The sequence below is a fragment of the Paraburkholderia sp. PGU19 genome (genome assembly GCF_013426915.1).
Lineage (GTDB): Bacteria > Pseudomonadota > Gammaproteobacteria > Burkholderiales > Burkholderiaceae > Paraburkholderia.
In genome coordinates this window covers 2361362-2379113 of record NZ_AP023179.1, presented here as the reverse complement: position 1 = coordinate 2379113, position 17752 = coordinate 2361362, and the positions used below count along the sequence as shown (strand labels likewise).

14 protein-coding genes are annotated in these 17752 nt (G+C 61.5%); 8 read left to right on the top strand and 6 right to left on the bottom strand.

Features of this window, described 5'->3' with window-relative positions; genetic code table 11:
• Positions 1–2 precede the first annotated feature (2 nt).
• Entirely contained in the window at positions 3–938 is a 936-nt protein-coding gene (locus H1204_RS10835; RefSeq protein ID WP_180728312.1) for an endo alpha-1,4 polygalactosaminidase, read from the top strand.
• A gap of 16 nt (positions 939–954) precedes the next feature.
• Here the strand turns inward: H1204_RS10835 and H1204_RS10830 are convergent, their stop codons facing one another.
• Positions 955–1578, bottom strand: coding sequence for a LysE/ArgO family amino acid transporter (locus tag H1204_RS10830; protein WP_180728311.1), 624 nt, complete (start codon positions 1576–1578; stop codon positions 955–957).
• A gap of 96 nt (positions 1579–1674) precedes the next feature.
• On the opposite strand from H1204_RS10830, the gene H1204_RS10825 reads away from it, so the two are divergent.
• Complete coding sequence (locus H1204_RS10825; protein WP_180728310.1) at positions 1675–2568, top strand: LysR family transcriptional regulator ArgP; 894 nt, start codon at positions 1675–1677, stop codon at positions 2566–2568.
• 39 nt (positions 2569–2607) lie between these two features.
• Here the strand turns inward: H1204_RS10825 and H1204_RS10820 are convergent, their stop codons facing one another.
• On the bottom strand, positions 2608–3960 hold the full coding sequence (locus tag H1204_RS10820; RefSeq protein ID WP_180728309.1) for an NAD(P)/FAD-dependent oxidoreductase: 1353 nt from the start codon (positions 3958–3960) through the stop codon (positions 2608–2610).
• Positions 3961–4088: 128 nt separating this feature from the next.
• On the opposite strand from H1204_RS10820, the gene H1204_RS10815 reads away from it, so the two are divergent.
• The 3 genes from H1204_RS10815 (at position 4089) to H1204_RS10805 (ending at position 8356) form a co-directional block, all read left to right on the top strand.
• Entirely contained in the window at positions 4089–5042 is a 954-nt protein-coding gene (locus H1204_RS10815; protein WP_180728308.1) for a LysR family transcriptional regulator, read from the top strand.
• Positions 5043–5301: 259 nt separating this feature from the next.
• Positions 5302–6903: a cytosine permease gene (locus H1204_RS10810; protein WP_180728307.1), complete on the top strand. Its 1602-nt coding sequence runs from the start codon at positions 5302–5304 to the stop codon at positions 6901–6903.
• A gap of 61 nt (positions 6904–6964) precedes the next feature.
• The gene (locus H1204_RS10805; protein ID WP_180728306.1) at positions 6965–8356 is read left to right on the top strand and encodes an FAD-dependent oxidoreductase; all 1392 of its coding nucleotides are present in this window, start codon (positions 6965–6967) and stop codon (positions 8354–8356) included.
• A 280-nt stretch (positions 8357–8636) separates the two neighbouring features.
• Here the strand turns inward: H1204_RS10805 and H1204_RS10800 are convergent, their stop codons facing one another.
• Positions 8637–9008, bottom strand: coding sequence for a cupin domain-containing protein (locus tag H1204_RS10800; protein WP_180728305.1), 372 nt, complete (start codon positions 9006–9008; stop codon positions 8637–8639).
• A 151-nt stretch (positions 9009–9159) separates the two neighbouring features.
• Here H1204_RS10800 and H1204_RS10795 point away from each other — a divergent pair, with 151 nt between their 5' ends.
• Positions 9160–10587: an aldehyde dehydrogenase family protein gene (locus H1204_RS10795; RefSeq protein WP_180728304.1), complete on the top strand. Its 1428-nt coding sequence runs from the start codon at positions 9160–9162 to the stop codon at positions 10585–10587.
• Positions 10588–10590: 3 nt separating this feature from the next.
• On the opposite strand, the gene H1204_RS10790 is transcribed toward H1204_RS10795, so the two are convergent.
• Positions 10591–11541, bottom strand: coding sequence for a LysR substrate-binding domain-containing protein (locus H1204_RS10790; protein ID WP_180728303.1), 951 nt, complete (start codon positions 11539–11541; stop codon positions 10591–10593).
• Positions 11542–11666: 125 nt separating this feature from the next.
• Here H1204_RS10790 and H1204_RS10785 point away from each other — a divergent pair, with 125 nt between their 5' ends.
• Together H1204_RS10785 and H1204_RS10780 are read left to right on the top strand one after the other, a co-directional pair.
• Entirely contained in the window at positions 11667–12839 is a 1173-nt protein-coding gene (locus tag H1204_RS10785; RefSeq protein ID WP_180728302.1) for a M20 aminoacylase family protein, read from the top strand.
• A gap of 18 nt (positions 12840–12857) precedes the next feature.
• The gene (locus H1204_RS10780) at positions 12858–14207 is read left to right on the top strand and encodes an MFS transporter (protein WP_180728301.1); all 1350 of its coding nucleotides are present in this window, start codon (positions 12858–12860) and stop codon (positions 14205–14207) included.
• Positions 14208–15017: 810 nt separating this feature from the next.
• Here H1204_RS10780 and H1204_RS10775 read toward each other — a convergent pair.
• Both H1204_RS10775 and H1204_RS10770 read right to left on the bottom strand, forming a co-directional pair.
• Positions 15018–16289: an MFS transporter gene (locus H1204_RS10775; protein ID WP_180728300.1), complete on the bottom strand. Its 1272-nt coding sequence runs from the start codon at positions 16287–16289 to the stop codon at positions 15018–15020.
• The gene (locus H1204_RS10770; protein WP_180728299.1) at positions 16286–17326 is read right to left on the bottom strand and encodes a PRC-barrel domain containing protein; all 1041 of its coding nucleotides are present in this window, start codon (positions 17324–17326) and stop codon (positions 16286–16288) included. The genes H1204_RS10775 and H1204_RS10770 overlap by 4 nt, the downstream gene beginning before the upstream one ends.
• Positions 17327–17752: the final 426 nt, after the last annotated feature.

Genomic DNA, 17752 nt, shown 5'->3' with positions numbered 1-17752 from the left:
TTATGACAGCCAGTTCGTTCGCCCGTCTGGGCGTTTCGTGGATCGTCGTCGCTTGCGCGGCGGTGGTCATCCTGTTGCTGTCGGTTGCGTGGGTGCGGCCCGCGCTGGCCGCCTGCAAGCGGGCTTCATCGACGGGAATCGGGGCGGTTGCGCTCTTCTACGGCGCGAACGTGCAGGCCGAGCGCTTCGAACCGTTCGATACCGTGGTGATCGAACCCGACAGCGGTTTCGACCCACGCGCGCATACGGCGCATTGCCCGAACTGGTACGCGTATGTGAGCGTCGGCGAAGTGACGAAAGAGCGCGCGTACTACGCGCAGATGCCGAAGACGTGGTTCGCGGGCAGCAACGCGGCTTGGTCATCGACGGTCGTGGACCAGACCGCTTCGGGATGGCCCGCGTTTTTCGTCGACCAGATCATCACGCCGTTGTGGGAACGCGGGTATCGCGGCTTTTTTCTCGATACGCTGGATTCGTATCAACTCGTCGCGAAGACGGACGCCGAACGGATGCAGCAGCAGGCGGGCATTGGCGCAGTGTTGCGCGAATTGAAGGCCCGCTATCCGCAGGCGCGGCTGATACTGAACCGGGGTTTCGAGATTCTGCCGCAGGTGCACGATCAGGTTGCGGCCGTCGCGTTCGAATCGCTGTTTGGCCGCTGGGATCAGGCGAATCAGCGCTACAGCGAAGTACCCGGCAACGACCGCGAATGGCTGCTCGCCCAGGCGCGCGAGATACACGAACGTTACAGCCTGCCCGTCATTTCAATCGATTATTGTCCGCCGGAAGACGAAGCCTGCCGCCGTGAGATCGTGCAGAAGATCAGCGCGCTCGGCATCGTGCCGTATGTGGCCGATGGCGGGTTGCAGACCATCGGCATGAGCCACTCGATCATCAAAGACGCCGAGCCGCTCACGAAGGTCTCGCTCACGCGCTGAACGGCAGGCTCGCGTATCAGCGCAACTGCGTGACGGCGAGCAGCAACACCATGCTGCCGATCGCGCCATCCAGCACGCGCCAGGCAGTGGCCCGCTTGAACAGCGGCGCAAGCGCGCGCGCTCCATACCCCAGTGCAACGAACCAGATCGCGCTAACGGCCATTGCGCCGACCGCGAACGCGGCGCGCGAGCCCTGCGCTTCACGTGCACCTGCCGTCCCGATCAACAGAAACGTATCCAGATAGACGTGCGGATTGAGCCACGTGAACGCGAGCGTCATCAGCACGATGGGCAGCGCGCGTTGCGCGGGCGGCGCGGTGTCGGCTTTCGCATCGGTATCGAGCGTGGCATGCCCGGGGCGCACCGCGCGCACCAAAGCGCTGATCCCGAACCACGTGAGATACGCGAGACCCACGTACAGCAGCGCGTGGATGAAGGTCGGATAACGCTCGACCAGCACCGATGCGCCACCGACACCCGCGCCGATCAGCAGGATATCCGACAGCGTGCACAGCAGCACGATCTTGCCGATATGCGAGCGCATGATGCCTTGACGGAGCACAAACGCGTTCTGCGCCCCAATAGTGACGATCAACGAGGCGCACAACGCGGCGCCATGCGAAAAAGCCAGCAAGTTCATGATGGTGTGAAGGAGAGAAGGAATCGGATGCGTGAGTGTGCCGTCGTCGATAGAATAAGAGAAACTAATTTCCGTAACGCCGCTTAAGGAACGCTAATGCTCGACTATGCTTTGCTGGATGCGCTCGCGGCTGTCGTGCGTCATGGCTCGTTCGACCGCGCGGCTGCGGCGCTGAATGTGACGCCTTCCGCCGTGTCGCAGCGGGTGAAACTGCTGGAGGAGCGCGTCGGCAGCGTGCTCGTCAAGCGCGGGCAGCCGTGCACGGCGACCCGCTCGGGCGCGCTGCTGTGCAGGCATACGGAGCGCGTGCAATTGCTGGAGGCGGAGCTCAATGGCCGCATGCCCGAGTTGCCCGGCGCGCTGCTCGAACCGTGGCCGACCTTGCGCGTCGCGGTGAACGACGACAGCGTCGGCACATGGTTCATCGACGCCGTCGCGGACTTTTGCGCCGAGCGCGGCATGCTGCTCGATCTGGTGATCGACGATCAGGACCATACGGCGCAGCGGATTCGCGACGGCAGCGTGCAGGGCGCGGTGACGACGCAATCGGAGCCGGTGCAGGGCTGCCGCTCGACGCGTCTGGGGCGCATGCGTTACCGCGCCGTCTGCACGCCTGCGTTTTACGAGCGTTATTTCAGCGAGGGCATCAGTCGCGACACGCTGCGCGCCGCGCCGTGCGTCGACTTCAATCCGAAGGATCAACTGCAAAAGCGCTTCGTGCAGAAGATCACGCGTGGCGAAGTCGATGCGCCGACGCACTGGATTCCGCACGTATCCGGCTTCTTGCGCGCGTGCGCGACGGGGATGGGTTGGGGCATGTGCCCGGAGCGAATGATCGCCGCGCAACTGGAAAGCGGCGAACTGATCGACATGGCGCCGGGCAAGCATCTCGACGTCGATCTGTATTGGCAGAGCTGGCGGCTGTCGATCGGCTGGCTCGACGATTTCGGGGCCGCGCTGCGCAAGCGGTCCGCCGAGTTTCTCGACTGACCGCCTGCCGTTTCTGTGCGTGACTGGGTAATGCGCGGCTCAATGCAGCCGGATCACGGGATGCACGCGGCGCCGCAGCCAATGGCTCGCCGTATCGAGCGCCATGCGCGCGAAGCCGGTAACCGTCATCACGTGCCGGCGATAGATCAGCCGGTACACGACGGTGGCGAGCCAGCCGTCGACGAACACGGACCGCTCGCGCAGGCCGCTCAGACTGCCGATCGTGCCCACATCGCCGAAGCCGACCAGCGTGCCCGCGTCGCGATACGTGAACTCGGGCAGCGTTTCGCCGCCGACACGGCACTTCAGCGCGCGTGCCAGGAACATCGCCTGCTGATGCGCAACCTGGGCACGCGGCGCGAGAAAGCCGTCCGCATGCGAAGGGCAGGCCGCGCAATCGCCGAGCGCGAAGATGTTCGCGTCATTCGTGGTTTGCAGCGTGCGCGTCACGAGCACTTGCGCATTGCGGTTCACGTCGATGCCGTCGAGCACGCGCAACACGGGCGGCCCGGCGATGCCCGCGGTCCAGATGGCGATGTCGCTCGGCAGATGCTGACCGTCGTGGGTGAGCACGGCATCTGCGCGTACTTCCGTCACGCGTGTTGTCGTGAGCACTTCGACGCCGAGACCGCCGAGTATCCGCTGCGCGCGCGCTGAGATGCGTTGCGACAGCGCGGGCAATACACGCTCCGTGCCTTCGATCAACCTGATACGAAAGTCGCGTTCCGGGTCGAGTGCGAAAAGGCTGTAGCGGTGCATCAAACGGATGCTGTCGCGCAAGGCCGCTGCAAGCTCGACACCCGTCGCGCCTGCCCCGACGATGTTGATCGATACCGGCTGCACCTGCTGCGCGCCGCTCACACGCCGTACATGATTCGCCCGCGTGCAGGCATCGAGCAGCTTGCGGCGGAACGATTCCGCGTGCGTGACGGACTCCAGCGGCAGCGCATGTTGTTCCGCGCCCTTGACGCCGAAGTAGTTGGTCACGCTGCCGAGCGCGAGCACGAGCGTATCGAACGCGATTTGACGCGCGGGGAGCACTTCGCGGCCATTGTCATCACGCGTTGCGCTGATCGTGATGTGACGCTGCGCGCGATCGAGCGATTGCAGCGCACCCTGTTCGAACTCGAAGCCATGACGCCGCGCCTGCACCGCGAATTGCAGCTGATGCGTGGCGGGATCGATCTGGCCTGACGCGGCTTCGTGCAGCAGCGGCTTCCAGAAGTGCGTCGGCGAGCGGTCGACGAGTACGACTTGCGCATGCCCGCTCTTGCCGAGCGATTCGCCCAGACGCGTTGCGAGTCCCAGTCCGCCTACGCCGCCGCCAACGACGACGATTCGGTGCGGCGCAGTTCTTGTGCTACTTGCGGTGTGTCGATCGATCGAGGTCATGATGCGTACTCTCCTGAAACGTTTTCAAGGCGGATTCATGCGTGAACATCATCAGTGAGGTCGAGTATAGAATTGGGCGAAACCGCAGCACAATTTAATGTTTGTACAGAACATATAGGTTTTCACTTATGTTAAAGGTAGCGACATTTCGTCAATTGAAGGCGCTTCATACGGTGGCGAAGCTTGGCAGCGTGTCGGGCGCGGCAGAGGAATTGCGGTTGACGCAGCCCGCCGTGTCGCTGCAAATCCGCTTGCTGGAAGACGCAGCGGGCGCGCCGCTGCTGCAGCGCGTGGGGCGCGGCGTGCAACTGACGGCGGCGGGCGAAATACTCGCGCGCTATGCACTCGAAATTCTCGACCTGTGGAACGGCGCTGCCGACGATCTCGCCGCGTTGCACGGCGAGCAGGGCGGCACGCTGCGCATCGGCGCGATCACGACGGCCGAGTATCTGATCCCGCCGTTTCTCGTGCGCTTCACGGAAGCGCGTCCGCAAGTGAAGGTGCAATTCAAGGTGGGCAATCGCGCGGACATCATCCGCATGCTCGCGACGCATGAAATCGATCTCGCCGTAATGGGCAGCCCGCCGCGTGAATTGCGCACGGTGGCGACGGTGTTCGCGAAGCATCCGATGGCCTTCGTCGCGTCGCCTTCGCACGCGCTGATGAAAAAGAAGCGCCTCACACTCGGCGATCTGGAATCAGCGAACCTGTTCGTGCGCGAGCGCGGCTCGGGCACGCGTTCGACGGTCGAAAACCTGTTCAGGCAGGCGGGCCACAAGCTTCATATCGGTTCCGAGCTGTCGAGCAACGAGGCAATCAAGCAACTGGTGGAAGCGGGGCTCGGCATTTCGTTTCTGTCGCTGCACGCGTGTTCGCTCGAATTTCAGGCGGGCTTACTCGCGCTGCTGCCGCTGCCCGACAACCCGATCGAGCGTGACTGGTACGTGATGCACGTGTCGGACAAGCGCCTGCCGCATGTCGCGAGCCTGTTCCGCGACTTTCTGATCGAACAGGGCACGAAGGGCAGCGTGCCGATTCCGATGCCTGCCGTTGCGGCCGCAAGGAAGCGCCGCTCTACCTGAAATCTGCCGATTGTTTTCGACGTTTTGCACGCCGCAAGCTGCTTTCGAGACTTTCGTGGACGTCGCGATCCGCTTGGGAAGCCTTGCTGGATAAGGATTTCCACTTACATCGACCGATATCGAAGTAAAGGTTGCGCCGACGATATTTTTGCCCGAATTGTTTCTCTTTACAGTGGCGGCCAGACATTTGTTAAAAAGCGGACGCCGCCAGCCAGTAGCGAGCCGTGTGATTTCCCTGGCCGTCAGAGGAGTCGGAGACATGAGCAGCAACCCCAACGAGAGCAACAACAGCAGCATCACGACCGTCGAGACCTTTGGTTTCGAACGTATCCCCGACGCGTCCCGCTATGCGCGGCCTATCGATCTGTTCCGCCTGCTGTTCGGCGGCTGCAACACGTTTTCCACTTCCGTGCTCGGCAGCTTTCCCGTGCTGCTCGGCCTGTCGTTTTGGGCGGGCGTCGCGTCGATCGTGATCGGCGTGCTGGTCGGCTCGTGCATTCTTGCGCCGATGAGCCTGTTCGGCATGCGCAACGGCACGAACGATCCCGTTTCGTCGGGCGCGCACTTTGGTATTCATGGACGGATCGTCGGCTCGTTTCTCGCGCTGCTGACGTCCGTCGCGTTCTTTTCGCTCGCCGTGTGGAGTTCGGGCGATGCGCTCGTGGGCGGCGCGAATCATCTGCTCGGGCTGCCTGTGAACGGCTTTACGCTGAGCGCCGCATACGGCGTCTTTGCGGTGCTCGTGCTGACCGTGTGCATCTACGGCTTTCGCTTCATGCTGTGGGTCAACAAGATCGCCGTGTGGACGGCGAGTCTGCTGTTCATCGCGGGCATCTTCGCGTTCGCCGGTCCGTTCGACAGCCACTACGCTGGCAAGTTTGCGATGGGCGCGGTCGGTTTCTGGCCGGCCTTCGTGAGCGCGGTGCTCGTGGCACTGAGCAATCCCGTTTCGTTCGCTTCGACGATGGGCGACTGGGCGCGCTACATTCCGCAGAACACGCCGAGGCATCGCACGATGCTGGCCGTGATGGTCGCGCAGATCGCGACTTTCGTGCCGTTCTTCTTCGGCCTCGCGACGGCGACGATCATCGCGCAGAAGGCACCGGACTTTATCGCGTCGAATAACTACGTCGGCGGATTGCTGGCGATCTCGCCGAACTGGTTCTTCCTGCCCGTGTGTCTGATTGCGATTATCGGCGGCATGTCGACGGGTACGACGGCGCTGTACGGTACGGGCCTCGACATGTCGAGCATGTTCCCGAAGCTGCTCAACCGCGTGCGTGCGACGTTCCTGATCGGCTGTGCTGCGATTGGCTTCATCTTTCTCGGGCGCTTCGTGTTCAATCTCGTGGAAAGCGTGTCGACGTTCTCGGTGCTCATCAACACATGCAGCTGCCCGTGGATGGTGATCATGATCATCGGCTACGTGACGCGCCGCGGCTTCTATCTGTCCGACGACCTGCAGGTGTTCAATCGCGGCGGACGTGGTGGCCATTACTGGTTCACGCACGGCTGGAACTGGCGCGCGATGGGCGCGTGGGTGCCGAGCGCGCTGACGGGCCTGTGCTTCGTCAATTTGCCGGATCAGTTCGTCGGCCCGCTCGGCGAACTCGCGGGTGGTCTCGATATCAGCTTGCCTGTCGCGTTGACGATGGCTTGCACGCTGTACGTGACGTTGCTGCAATGCTTCCCTGAGCCGGACGGCGTATATGGACCGCAAGGTCGACGATGGCTGCGCGGCAGCCACAAGGCCACGCATGCGCGGATCAAGGTGGTCGAACCGCGCACGGCGGAAGGCCTGCGAGGCAACAGGATGACGGCGCCGCGCGAAGAAGTATTCGACACGCAGGACGCCGCGTAATAAAAGAGAGCATGCCGCTAGTGGCATCATTATCAAAGACTGGAATAGAGCAGGTGAGAAGATGAGCGAGTCGGTCAAACGCGCATTCGAAGGTGTCAAGCTGTTTCCGTTCTGGCTGGACAATCCGGCGGCGCCTGCCGTTGAACGCGAACTGATCGGGCCCACCGCGGCCGATCTCGTGATCGTCGGCGGAGGCTTTACGGGTTTGTGGGCAGCCATTCAGGCGAAGGAGAACGATCCTCGTCTGGATGTCGTGCTGATCGAAGCGGGCAAGATTGCATATGGAGCGTCAGGCCGTCCGGGCGGAATCATCTCGACGTCCGTGATGCACGGGCTGCCGAATGCGACGCGCGTGTTCCCGAAAGATCTCGATGTACTCGAGCGTCTGGGGCAGGAGAATCTCGACGGGTTCAAGGAATCGCTTGTTCGCTATGGCATCGAAGCCGATGTCGAATGGAACGGCGAAATGACGGTGGCCGTCGACGAAAAGCATCTCGACCATTTGCAGAATGACTTCGAACTGCATATGTCGCATGGGCATGATGTTGTATTGCTCGACAGCGAGAAGGCGCGAGAGCAACTGGATTCGCCGTTGTTTGCAGGTGCGATGTGGTCGCGTAATCGTAGTGGGACGATTCATCCCGCGAAGCTTGCTTGGGGGCTCAAGGCGGCAGCCTTGAAACTTGGCGTGCGGTTGTATGAGCATTCGCCGTTGACGCGTCTCGAAGACGCGGGCAAGAAGATGGTCGTGCATACGCAGGCGGGGCGGATTGATACGCCGCGTGTGTTGCTCGGCACGGGTACGGCGAATGTTGGCGTGACGGATATCAACCGGCGTGTGATGCAGGTGCGTGATCACATCGTCGCGACGAGTCCGCTAACGGAAGAGCAGATGGCGCGTATTGGCTGGAAGAACCGGCAGGGCGTGTATGACACGCGCACGCAGCTCAATTATTTTCGTCTCACGAAAGATAACCGGATCATTTTTGGCGGGCGTGTTAGTTATCACTTTGGTGGCGATAACAATCCTGCGCAGGATCGTGATGAGCGCACTTACTACAAACTCGCAGAGGCTTTTTATCGGACTTTCCCGCAGCTGGATGATGTGAAGTTCACGCATGCGTGGGGTGGGCCGATTGATTACTGTTCTCGCGGGGCGGTTTTTGCGCGTAAGTATCACGGTGGGAAGACTGTTTTTGTTGCCGGGTATACCGGGTTTGGTGTCGCCGGAAGCCGCTTCGGCGCGAGGATGGGGCTCGAAATGCTCTGGAATCGCGATACGTTGATCACTTCGCTTGATATCTCGCGGAAGGGGTCTTCTTATATTCCGCCAGAGCCTGTGCGGTGGATCGCTGCCAAGATCACGTTTAATGCTTTTGATGGGGCGGATGATCGGGGTGGATGGCGGAGGTGGTGGATTAATTCTATTAAGGCGCTTGGGTTTCCGATGTAGGTTTTGGTTTTGGTTTTGGTTTTGGTTTTTGTTTTTGTTTTGTCTGCGACGCTTTTGGTGGTGTGCTTGTGTTTGTGGTGGCATCCGGTTTGGTTGGTTTTTGCTTACGCTTACGCTGGCATCCGCGTGATGTTATTGGTTTGCTAGCGTTGCCCCGCACAGGGCGACGCCTGAAGCACGCTAACAAAACGCGGATGCCAGCGAAAAGGCCCGAATGCCAGCCTTACGGCAAGCACAAAAAAACCGCGCATAAACCGCGCGGCCGGTTTAAACCAGACCCTCAACCACAATAAACAACACTGTACTTCTTAGTAGCAACAGGCATATGCCAGGTACCCGAGAAGCCCTTGTGCAAAATGAACGCATCACCAGCCTTATAGTGATCGGAACGCCCATCCTCGCTGGTAATCACGACTTCACCTTCAATCAGCACACAGACTTCATGAATCGGCAGATCAGACAACTTGAGTGTACCGGCATCGCACTGCCAGACCCCAGCGGTAAGCACATTCTCAGCATCAGAAAAAGCAGTCAACGCATGCGGCGCTTTAGCGCCATCGAGAATCACATCAGCAGGATCATGCAACGCCGGCTGCAGGCCCATAGCGCCAGGACCCTTCGCATCGATACGGGTAAAAGTAATGTTGCTCATGTCAAAGTCTCCAGAATGAATAGCAGATCAAAGCGGGTTGATTGGGAAACGCGAGTCTGAGCTAAAGACGCTCGCCAATGAATTTCGATTTGAAGACATGTAGTTCGAGAACAGTCGATGTAACGTATCGGACCAACTACAGGAATACATCATGCAGCACGCCACGCAGTTCTATATCGACGGAAACTGGATCGACCCGATCGAGCCCAAAACACTCGACGTAATCGACCCATCCACCGCTAAACCGTTCGCAACGATTTCGCTCGGCAGTGCGGGCGACGTCGATCTCGCAGTAGCGGCGGCCAAAAAAGCCTTCGCATCGTATTCTGAAACCACAGTGCAACAGCGCATCGATCTGCTGCAAGCGATCCTCGAGGTCTATCGCAAGCGCTACGACGACATGGTCGAGGCGATCAGCCGCGAAATGGGCGCGCCCAAACGGTTCGCCCACGACGCCCAGGCATGGACGGGCACCGCGCATCTGGAAACGATGATCCGCACGCTGCAGCATTTCGACTTCGAGCAGCTAAAAGGCAGCATGCTGATCCGCAAGGAGCCCGTCGGCGTATGCGGCCTCATCACGCCGTGGAACTGGCCCGCGTTGCAGATCACGACGAAAGTCGCGCCCGCACTCGCAGCCGGTTGCACGATGGTGCTGAAGCCATCCGAACTCGCCCCGATGAGCGCGATGCTGTACGCGGAAATCCTGCATGAAGCAGGCGTGCCCGCAGGCGTGTTCAATCTCGTCAACGGCGAAGGGCAGGTGGTGGGCGATGCCATGTCGCGTCACAAGGACATCGACATGATGTCGTTCACGGGATCGACGCGCGCAGGCGTGCAAGTCGCAAAAGCCGCCGCCGATACCGTCAAGCGCGTGCATCAGGAACTGGGCGGCAAGTCCGCGAACCTGATTCTGGAGGATGCCGATCTGCGCGATGCCGTCACGCGTGGCGCGCGCGCATGCTTCGATAACAGCGGGCAGTCGTGCGATGCGCCCACGCGCATGTTCGTGCCTCGCGCGCGGATGGACGAAGCGTTGGCCTATGCGAAGGAAGTGGCCGATGCGCTCGTCGCCGGTCCGGCGGACGCGCCGTCGAGCGATATGGGCCCCGTGATCAGCCAGCAGCAGTTCGACAAGATCCAATCGATGATCGATGCAGGCGTGCGCGAAGGCGCGGTGCTCGCAGCGGGCGGACCGGGACGTCCCCAAGGCCTGGGCGACGGCTACTATGTGCGCCCGACTGTGTTCGGCCACGTGACGCACGACATGACGATCGCACGCGAAGAAATCTTCGGACCCGTGCTGTCGATTCTCGGCTACGACACGGAAGACGAAGCCGTCGCAATGGCCAACGACAGCATCTATGGTCTCGCGGGCTATATTCAGTCGGCGTCGCTCGAACGTGCGCGCGCCGTCGCGAAGCGGCTGCGCACAGGCACGATCTATCTGAACTACGCTGAGTACTCGCCGGAAGCGCCGTTTGGCGGCTATCGCCAGTCGGGCAATGGGCGCGAATACGGCGAGTTCGGACTCGAAGACTTTCTGGAGATCAAGGGCGTCGTCGGATACGGGAAATAAGCCCTAGAAAAGCAGTTCGATCGAATGAAACAGACGGCGGCGGTCCGCATCCTGCGACCGCGCGCCTTCGTCGATCACTTCACGCAGGCATTCGATAAAACACGCGCCCGCCGGACTGACAGGCACGCCGCGCCGCGACGTGATACTGACGATCGTCTCATCGACTACTTCGCGCAACGGCAGCGCGCGCAGATTCTGCTTCGCAATGTTCACCTCGACGAGCGGCCACGGAAAGATACTGAGGAAATCCGTCTGCTGAAGCAGGCCTAGCACGATCGCAAATGAATGCGCGAGATGGATCGTGTGCGGCACCCTCATCCCGCGCTTGCGGAACAGATTGTCGGCCATCGACTCCCGGCTCGCGGGGTCCCAGTTCAACACCCATTCGGCGTCTTGCAGTTCGTGCAGCGTACGGCATTCGCCCAACGGATGCCCGCGTCGCGCGACGACGGCCGAATGCGTCGAAAAAAGCGGCACGTTGTGAAACTCCGATTGCGGCGACGCAGGCGGCGGCCGCCCGATCGAAAAGTCGAGGCTGCCGTCGCGCAGACGCGGCTGCACGACGGCCAACAATCCTTCGAAGAATTCCAGTTGCACGTCGGGCATTTTCTGCTTGAAGCGGTTGACCGTCTCGGGCAAAAACGTCAGCGCGAGCCACGGTGTGACGCCCACCGAGAGTTTTCCGGCCGACGCGCCACGCATTGCTTCGAGTTCGGCCTCGGCGCGCGCGAGTTGACCGAGCACGAGCCGCGCATGCACGACGAGCGCGCGTCCGTATTCGGTGAACGCGACGCCCGATGTGCCGCGTATCACCAGCGGTGCGCGCAGGTCCGCTTCGAGTTCGCGCACCGACTTGGTGACGGCGGCAGGGGACAGGCCCAGTTGCCGCGCCGCGGCGCGGATGCTGCCTGTCTCCGCGATGGCGGCGAGCGTGCTGAGTTGATGCAGTTTCATGTCGGGAGGATGAAAGGTGGCATCTAGGGTGACAACCACTGGTTGCCACCGTAACCGTTTCCCGCCTGCCCGTCAAAATAACGGACGGCTATGCTGGGTTCACAGACATCGATGGAGACAGCAGCGTGAATACCATGGTCATCCCCGCCGGCATCGCCGATCTCGAAGCAGAAATGATTGCGCTGCGCCGCCGCATCCATGCGCATCCGGAGCTTGCGTACGAAGAACACGTGACGGGCGAGCTGGTCGCCGACAAGCTCGCCGAGTGGGGCTACACCGTGACGCGCGGGCTGGGTAGCACGGGTGTCGTCGGGCAACTGAAAGTAGGCAGCGGTACGCGCAAGCTCGGCCTGCGCGCCGACATGGACGCGCTGCCCATCCACGAGCAGACGGGCCTGCCGTACGCGAGCAAGCTGCCCGGCAAGATGCACGCATGCGGCCACGACGGCCACACGGCGATGCTGCTCGCCGCAGCGAAGCATCTCGCGCAGGAACGTTCGTTCGACGGCACGCTGAACCTGATCTTCCAGCCCGCCGAAGAGGGCCTTGCCGGCGCGAAGAAGATGATCGAGGACGGGCTGTTCGAGCGCTTCCCGTGCGACGCCGTGTTCGCGATGCACAACATGCCGGGTCATCCGACGGGCAAGTTCGGTTTTCTGCCGGGTTCGTTCATGGCGTCGTCGGATACCGTCATCGTCAAAGTGACAGGGCGCGGCGGACACGGCGCGGTGCCGCATAAGGCCGTCGATCCCGTCGTCGTGTGCGCGCAGATCGTGCTGGCGTTGCAGACCATCGTGTCGCGCAACGTCGCGCCGCTCGATATGGCGATCATCACGGTCGGCGCGATTCACGCGGGCGAAGCGCCCAACGTGATTCCGGAGACGGCTGAGATGCGCCTCTCCGTGCGCGCGCTGAAGCCGGAAGTCCGCGACTTTCTGGAGACGCGCATTCTGGAAGTCGTGCATGGACAAGCGTCGGTGTACAACGCGCGCGCCGAGGTCGACTATCAGCGACGCTATCCCGTGCTCGTCAACGATGCGCAGATGACGGCATTCGCGACGCAGGTCGCGCGTGACTGGGTCGGCGACGACGGCCTGATCGCCGACATGCAGCCGCTGACGGGCAGCGAGGACTTCGCGTTCATGCTCGAAAAATGTGCGGGTGCGTATCTGATCATCGGCAACGGAGACGGCGAGGGCGGCTGCATGGTGCACAACCCAGGCTACGACTTCAACGACGATTGCCTTGCGACGGGCGCCGCATATTGGGTACGACTCGCGCAATCATTTCTCGTCTGACGCATCCGGGAGACGGATATGACTTACACAGCCGCAACGACTTCTACGTCGGACGACAGCGTTTCAACGAGCGGTGTACAGCCGCAGCGCGCGAGCCACGCGAAAGCGATCGCCGCGATCACGCTTGGCAACGGCCTTGAGTTCTTCGACTTCACGATCTACAGCTTCTTCGCGACGATCATCGGCAAGCTGTACTTTCCTGTCGAAGGGCAGCTTGCGCAACTGATGCTCGCTGTCGGCACATTTGGTGTGGGCTTCATCATGCGGCCGGTGGGCGGTGTGGTGCTTGGCGCGTACGCGGACCGTGCGGGCCGCAAGGCGGCGATGAGCCTGACCCTGTGGCTGATGACGCTGGGCTCGGCGATCATTGCGTTCGCGCCGACGTATGCATCGATTGGGCTTGCTGCGCCCGTGCTTGTGATTCTTGCGCGGCTGATTCAGGGCTTTGCGCTGGGCGGCGAGATAGGCGCGTCGACATCGCTCTTGATGGAGTACGGCAGCGACCGCACGCGCGGCTTTTATGGCAGCTGGCAGTTCGTGAGCCAGGGATTGAACACGGTGGTCGGGTCGCTGCTTGGGGTCGCGTTGGCCGCAATGCTCTCGACGCATGCGCTCGAAAGCTGGGGTTGGCGTGTGCCGTTCGTGATCGGCATGGCGATGGGGCCGATTGGCGTGTATATCCGGCGGCATCTGGATGAAACGTTGCCTTTGCCGGCGGCTTCAGATCATTCGCCCGCTCTCGAAGCTGTGACGGTTTCGAAGCCTGTGCGCGAGATTTTCGGCACGCATATGGGCTCGATTGCGACGGGCGTCGTGACGACGATTGGCGGCACGGCCGCGAACTATATCGTGCTGTTTTATCTTTCTACTTATGCGATCAAGATCTTGCATATGCCGATGTCGCTGGCGTTATGGGCTTCTTGGACGGCTGCTCTTGTTACGGTGATCTGCTCGCCGTTTGCTGGGTCGTTGTCGGATCGGTATGGGCGCAAGCGGGTGCTTTGGGTTTCGCGGGTTCTGTTGATTGCGGGTGTTTATCCTGCGTTTATGGTTATTAATGCTGTGCCTACCGTGCCGGTTTTGCTTTCGGTTGTTGCTGGGCTCGGTGTACTTGTTGCGTTTACGGCTGTGCCTAATATCGTCATGCTGCCTGAGATGTTTCCTCGCGACATTCGCGCTACTGGGATGTCGATTGTTTATTGTCTTGGGGTGTCGATTTTTGGTGGTTTTGCGCAGTTCTTTGCTACGTGGCTTATTCAGTTGTCCGGGAGTACGCTTGCGCCGGCGTGGTATCTGATTGGGTGCGGTTTGGTCTCTTTGTTGGCGTTGCCGTTTGTTCGTGAGACGGCTGGGCGGCCTATTGATTGAAGGTTTTGTTTTGTCTGCGACGCTGGGTGGGTTGCTTGTGTTTTCGCTGGCATCCGCGATTTGTTATCTAGCTTCACGCGTCGCCCTGTGCGGGGCGGCACCTACTTTTCTTTGCCGCCGCAAAGAAAAGTAGGCAAAAGAAAGCGGCTCACACCGCCAGCGCTAGTTCTTGCCTGAGGGCCCCCAACCGGTCTTATGCTTCACACGGCAACGCGCTGATTTGATGTTAGTTGCCAACGCTATAAATGAACGCATCACCCGCTTCGAATACCCGTACTCGGGCAAGCGGCAGCGAATGGTATGTGCCGCCCAGGTGGCAAACGGTGTGTAGGTTGTCGCGGCGTATAGCTTGGCGCTCTTACAGGGTGGAACGCGTGCGCTATCGGACCGGGGTGAGGCGTGTGGAGCACAAGGGCCTACACACAGTTTGCCACCTGGGCGGCCGTGGAATATATGGCACGGCATGATGCAGCGCGGGTGCGTGAAGTGGTTGAGGCGCACCGCAAGAGCGCTGGCAACGAATGCGGAACAAGCAGGTTGCCGTGTGAAGCGTAGGAACCTGTTGGAGGCCCTCAGGCAAGCACAAGAGCTGGCGGTGTGAGCCGCTTTCTTTTGCCTACTTTTCTTTGCGGCGGCAAAGAAAAGTAGGTGCCGCCCCGCACAGGGGCGACGCTTGAAGCACGCTAACGAATCGCGGATGCCAGCGCAAAGGCCACCACACCGAATGGCGAGCACGTGAACCACGAAGACATGACGCGGATGCCAGCAAAAAAACAACCCACCCAGCGTCGCAAGATAAAAAAACCCGCTTCACTTAGCCCGCTTCAACGACCCATCATCAGCGGGTGCAGGCTTCTCCTGCACACCTCCATTCGCATCACGAGTCTCAGGCATAGCAGCCCAAACAAGCAACACAGCAAGCGCCCCTGCACCGGCGAGCCCAAAAAAGCTAACCGCATTGCCGAAGCGATCGGCGATAAACCCGGCAACAGCAGTAGAAAGCGTCGCCCCAATCCCCGCCGCGAGGCCAAACAGCCCAATAGTGAGGTTATAACGCCCCTTGCCGCCGGCAACATCAGCAGCAATCAGCGGCAGCATCACACCGAACACAGCAGCGCTAATGCCATCGAGCATCTGTACAGGCACGAGCAGGTAAGGGCTGCTAACGCCAGCAAACAGCAAAGCCCGCACCGGCAGCGCAGAAAACCCAAGCAGCAGAATAGGCCGCCGTCCCCAGCGCTCGGCAGTGCGCCCAACCCAGGGCGACAACATCGCCACAATCGCTTGCGGCACGATAATGCACGCAGCAATCACCAGCTGCACGTTATCGCCCATGCCCGCCGTCACTTCACCCGCCGCGAGATTGAGCATGGCCGCATTCGACAGATGGAACAGCACGACGCACGCAGCAAAGATCAACATCCGCTTGTCACGCAGCAACTCGAAGATCGATTCCTTTTCTTCGGCGTCGTCGCGCTCCTTCTTCGCGGGTTGGTGCGCGGGCAAAGGTTGATGCTGCGGCATCGTGATCATCGACAACGCAAAGAGTGCAGGCGCCGCAAGCACGGCAGTCAGCCAGAACACCGCGCGTGCCGAGAAATATTCGCCGAACAGCCCCATCAAACCCGCAGCGACAGCGCTCCCAATCGACGCCCAGCGCGCATTGCGCCCAAGCCGGTCGCCCAGGTCGTGTCGGCCGACGAGCGCGAACGAGATGGCCGCCATCGCCGGCACGAGCATGCAACTCGCAAAGCCGTGAAAGACCTCGGCGGCCATCACGGGCAGCACGGTCGGGCTCGCCGCAAGCAGCACGGCGCTGAGAATGATCGCGATGATCGCCCAGGCAGCCGCGCCTTTCTTGTTGCGCAGCGCATCGACGGCCGCGCCGCCAGGCACCTGGCTCACCATCGCGCTGATCGTGCCGACTGACAGCGCGAGTCCAATCTCGCCCTGCGTCCACTTGTGCGATGCAAGGTACGAAGCAATGAACGGCCCGAATCCCGTCTGCACGTTGGCAACGAAGAAGTTGAGCCAGTCGAGGGCGCGGAGACTGCGTGCGTTGACCATGAGACGGCTCGTCATCGTGAAGTGCGTGCGGTTGAGGCCGCAACAGCGGACGATGAAGGGCCAGCCGTTGTAGCGGGTGCAGGAGCGGACGCGGGAACTGGAGTGGGAGCAGGGGCGGGCGAGACCGCGCGGATCGGCTTGTCTGACTCGTAAGTGGGCGACGCCTTGATCTGCGCGTCATTGAGATCCATCAACGGACGCAGCGTCTTGTCCTTGGCGACGAAGCGCAACGCCGACCAGTTCGCGGCGATCGCACGGCGATCGGGGCTGATGATGCCGCTCACGTCGAGCACGACGGCCTGCGGCTGCGCGTTCACATCGATCAGCACGTCGATCACGCGGCCCACCTTGCCGCCGTTCGGACGCTCGACGTCGGCATCCATCAGTTCCATTTGCCCCGGCGGCACCGCGGGCGCGGCCGTCACGGCCGCAAGCGGCGTCGCGAGCGAAGCCGACGGCTTCGCCCGGTTGGTCGCGGCCAACTGGTTTGGCGGGGTCGTGATCGTGATGGGCGCGCCTTTCGCGCCTGGCGCGAAGCGGAACGCAGTCCACGGAAAACCGACCTTGCGGTCGCCGATGCCGAGAAATCCCTGCAGGTTGACGATCATCTGGCGCGGCGTGCCGCTGCCGTCAGCCGTCATGTCGATGGCGCGGCCGAGCACCTTGCCGTCGAGCTTCTGCACTTCGCTGTCGAGCAGGCCATGCGTCGTGTTGCGATCGAGCGTGCGGGTCACGATGATGGGGGCAGGAGCGGGCGGCGGAGGCGGCGGCGCGGGCGCGACGACGGGCGGCGGCGGCTCCGGCTTGTGCGGGCGCACGACGGGCGGTCGCGGCTTCTTCGGTTCCTTGGGTTCAGGCGCCTCGGCCTGGTCCGGCTCGGAGGCGGGTTCGAGGGCGGGAACGACTAGCGGCGTCACCGTGGCTTCGGTGATGGGCGCAGGCGGCTGCTCGGTCGGTCCGAACAGGCTGCAGCCCGACATCATGGCGGCAAAGGCCGCAAAAACGGCCAACAGCAAAAGACGGAAGGCTGGACGTAGGAAACCGCCAATCATCAAGTGGGACTCCGTGGCCAGGGCGGCGGGCCGATGCAGGTGTGCAGGTGCTGTCGCAAGAGACGATCCAGCGATTCATGCAGGCATCGAGAGCCTCGCCGGCAATGAGTTAAAGGCATGGTTTGCCGAGAGTTTAACCCGTGACGTCGAACGGCCCCTGTTTTGGCTGCGTTGGACAGGTCCGGCAGCAGGCTTCAAAGCCCTTTCAGCAGGGCTTCACACGCGCGTCGGGCAGGCCGCAACCGTAGGTGTTAACACCCGGGTGCGCAGCCCGCATTGCCGCGTGTCAAGCGATATACGCGTTGCGACATGCGCGGCATGTTTTTATTGCGATGGGAGATATATTGGGATTCGCCTAACCTTCGCTTCAGCATAAAAAGAACGGCGTGAAGTGGGTCGTGGACTGGTGAAAACGGAACGCGATGT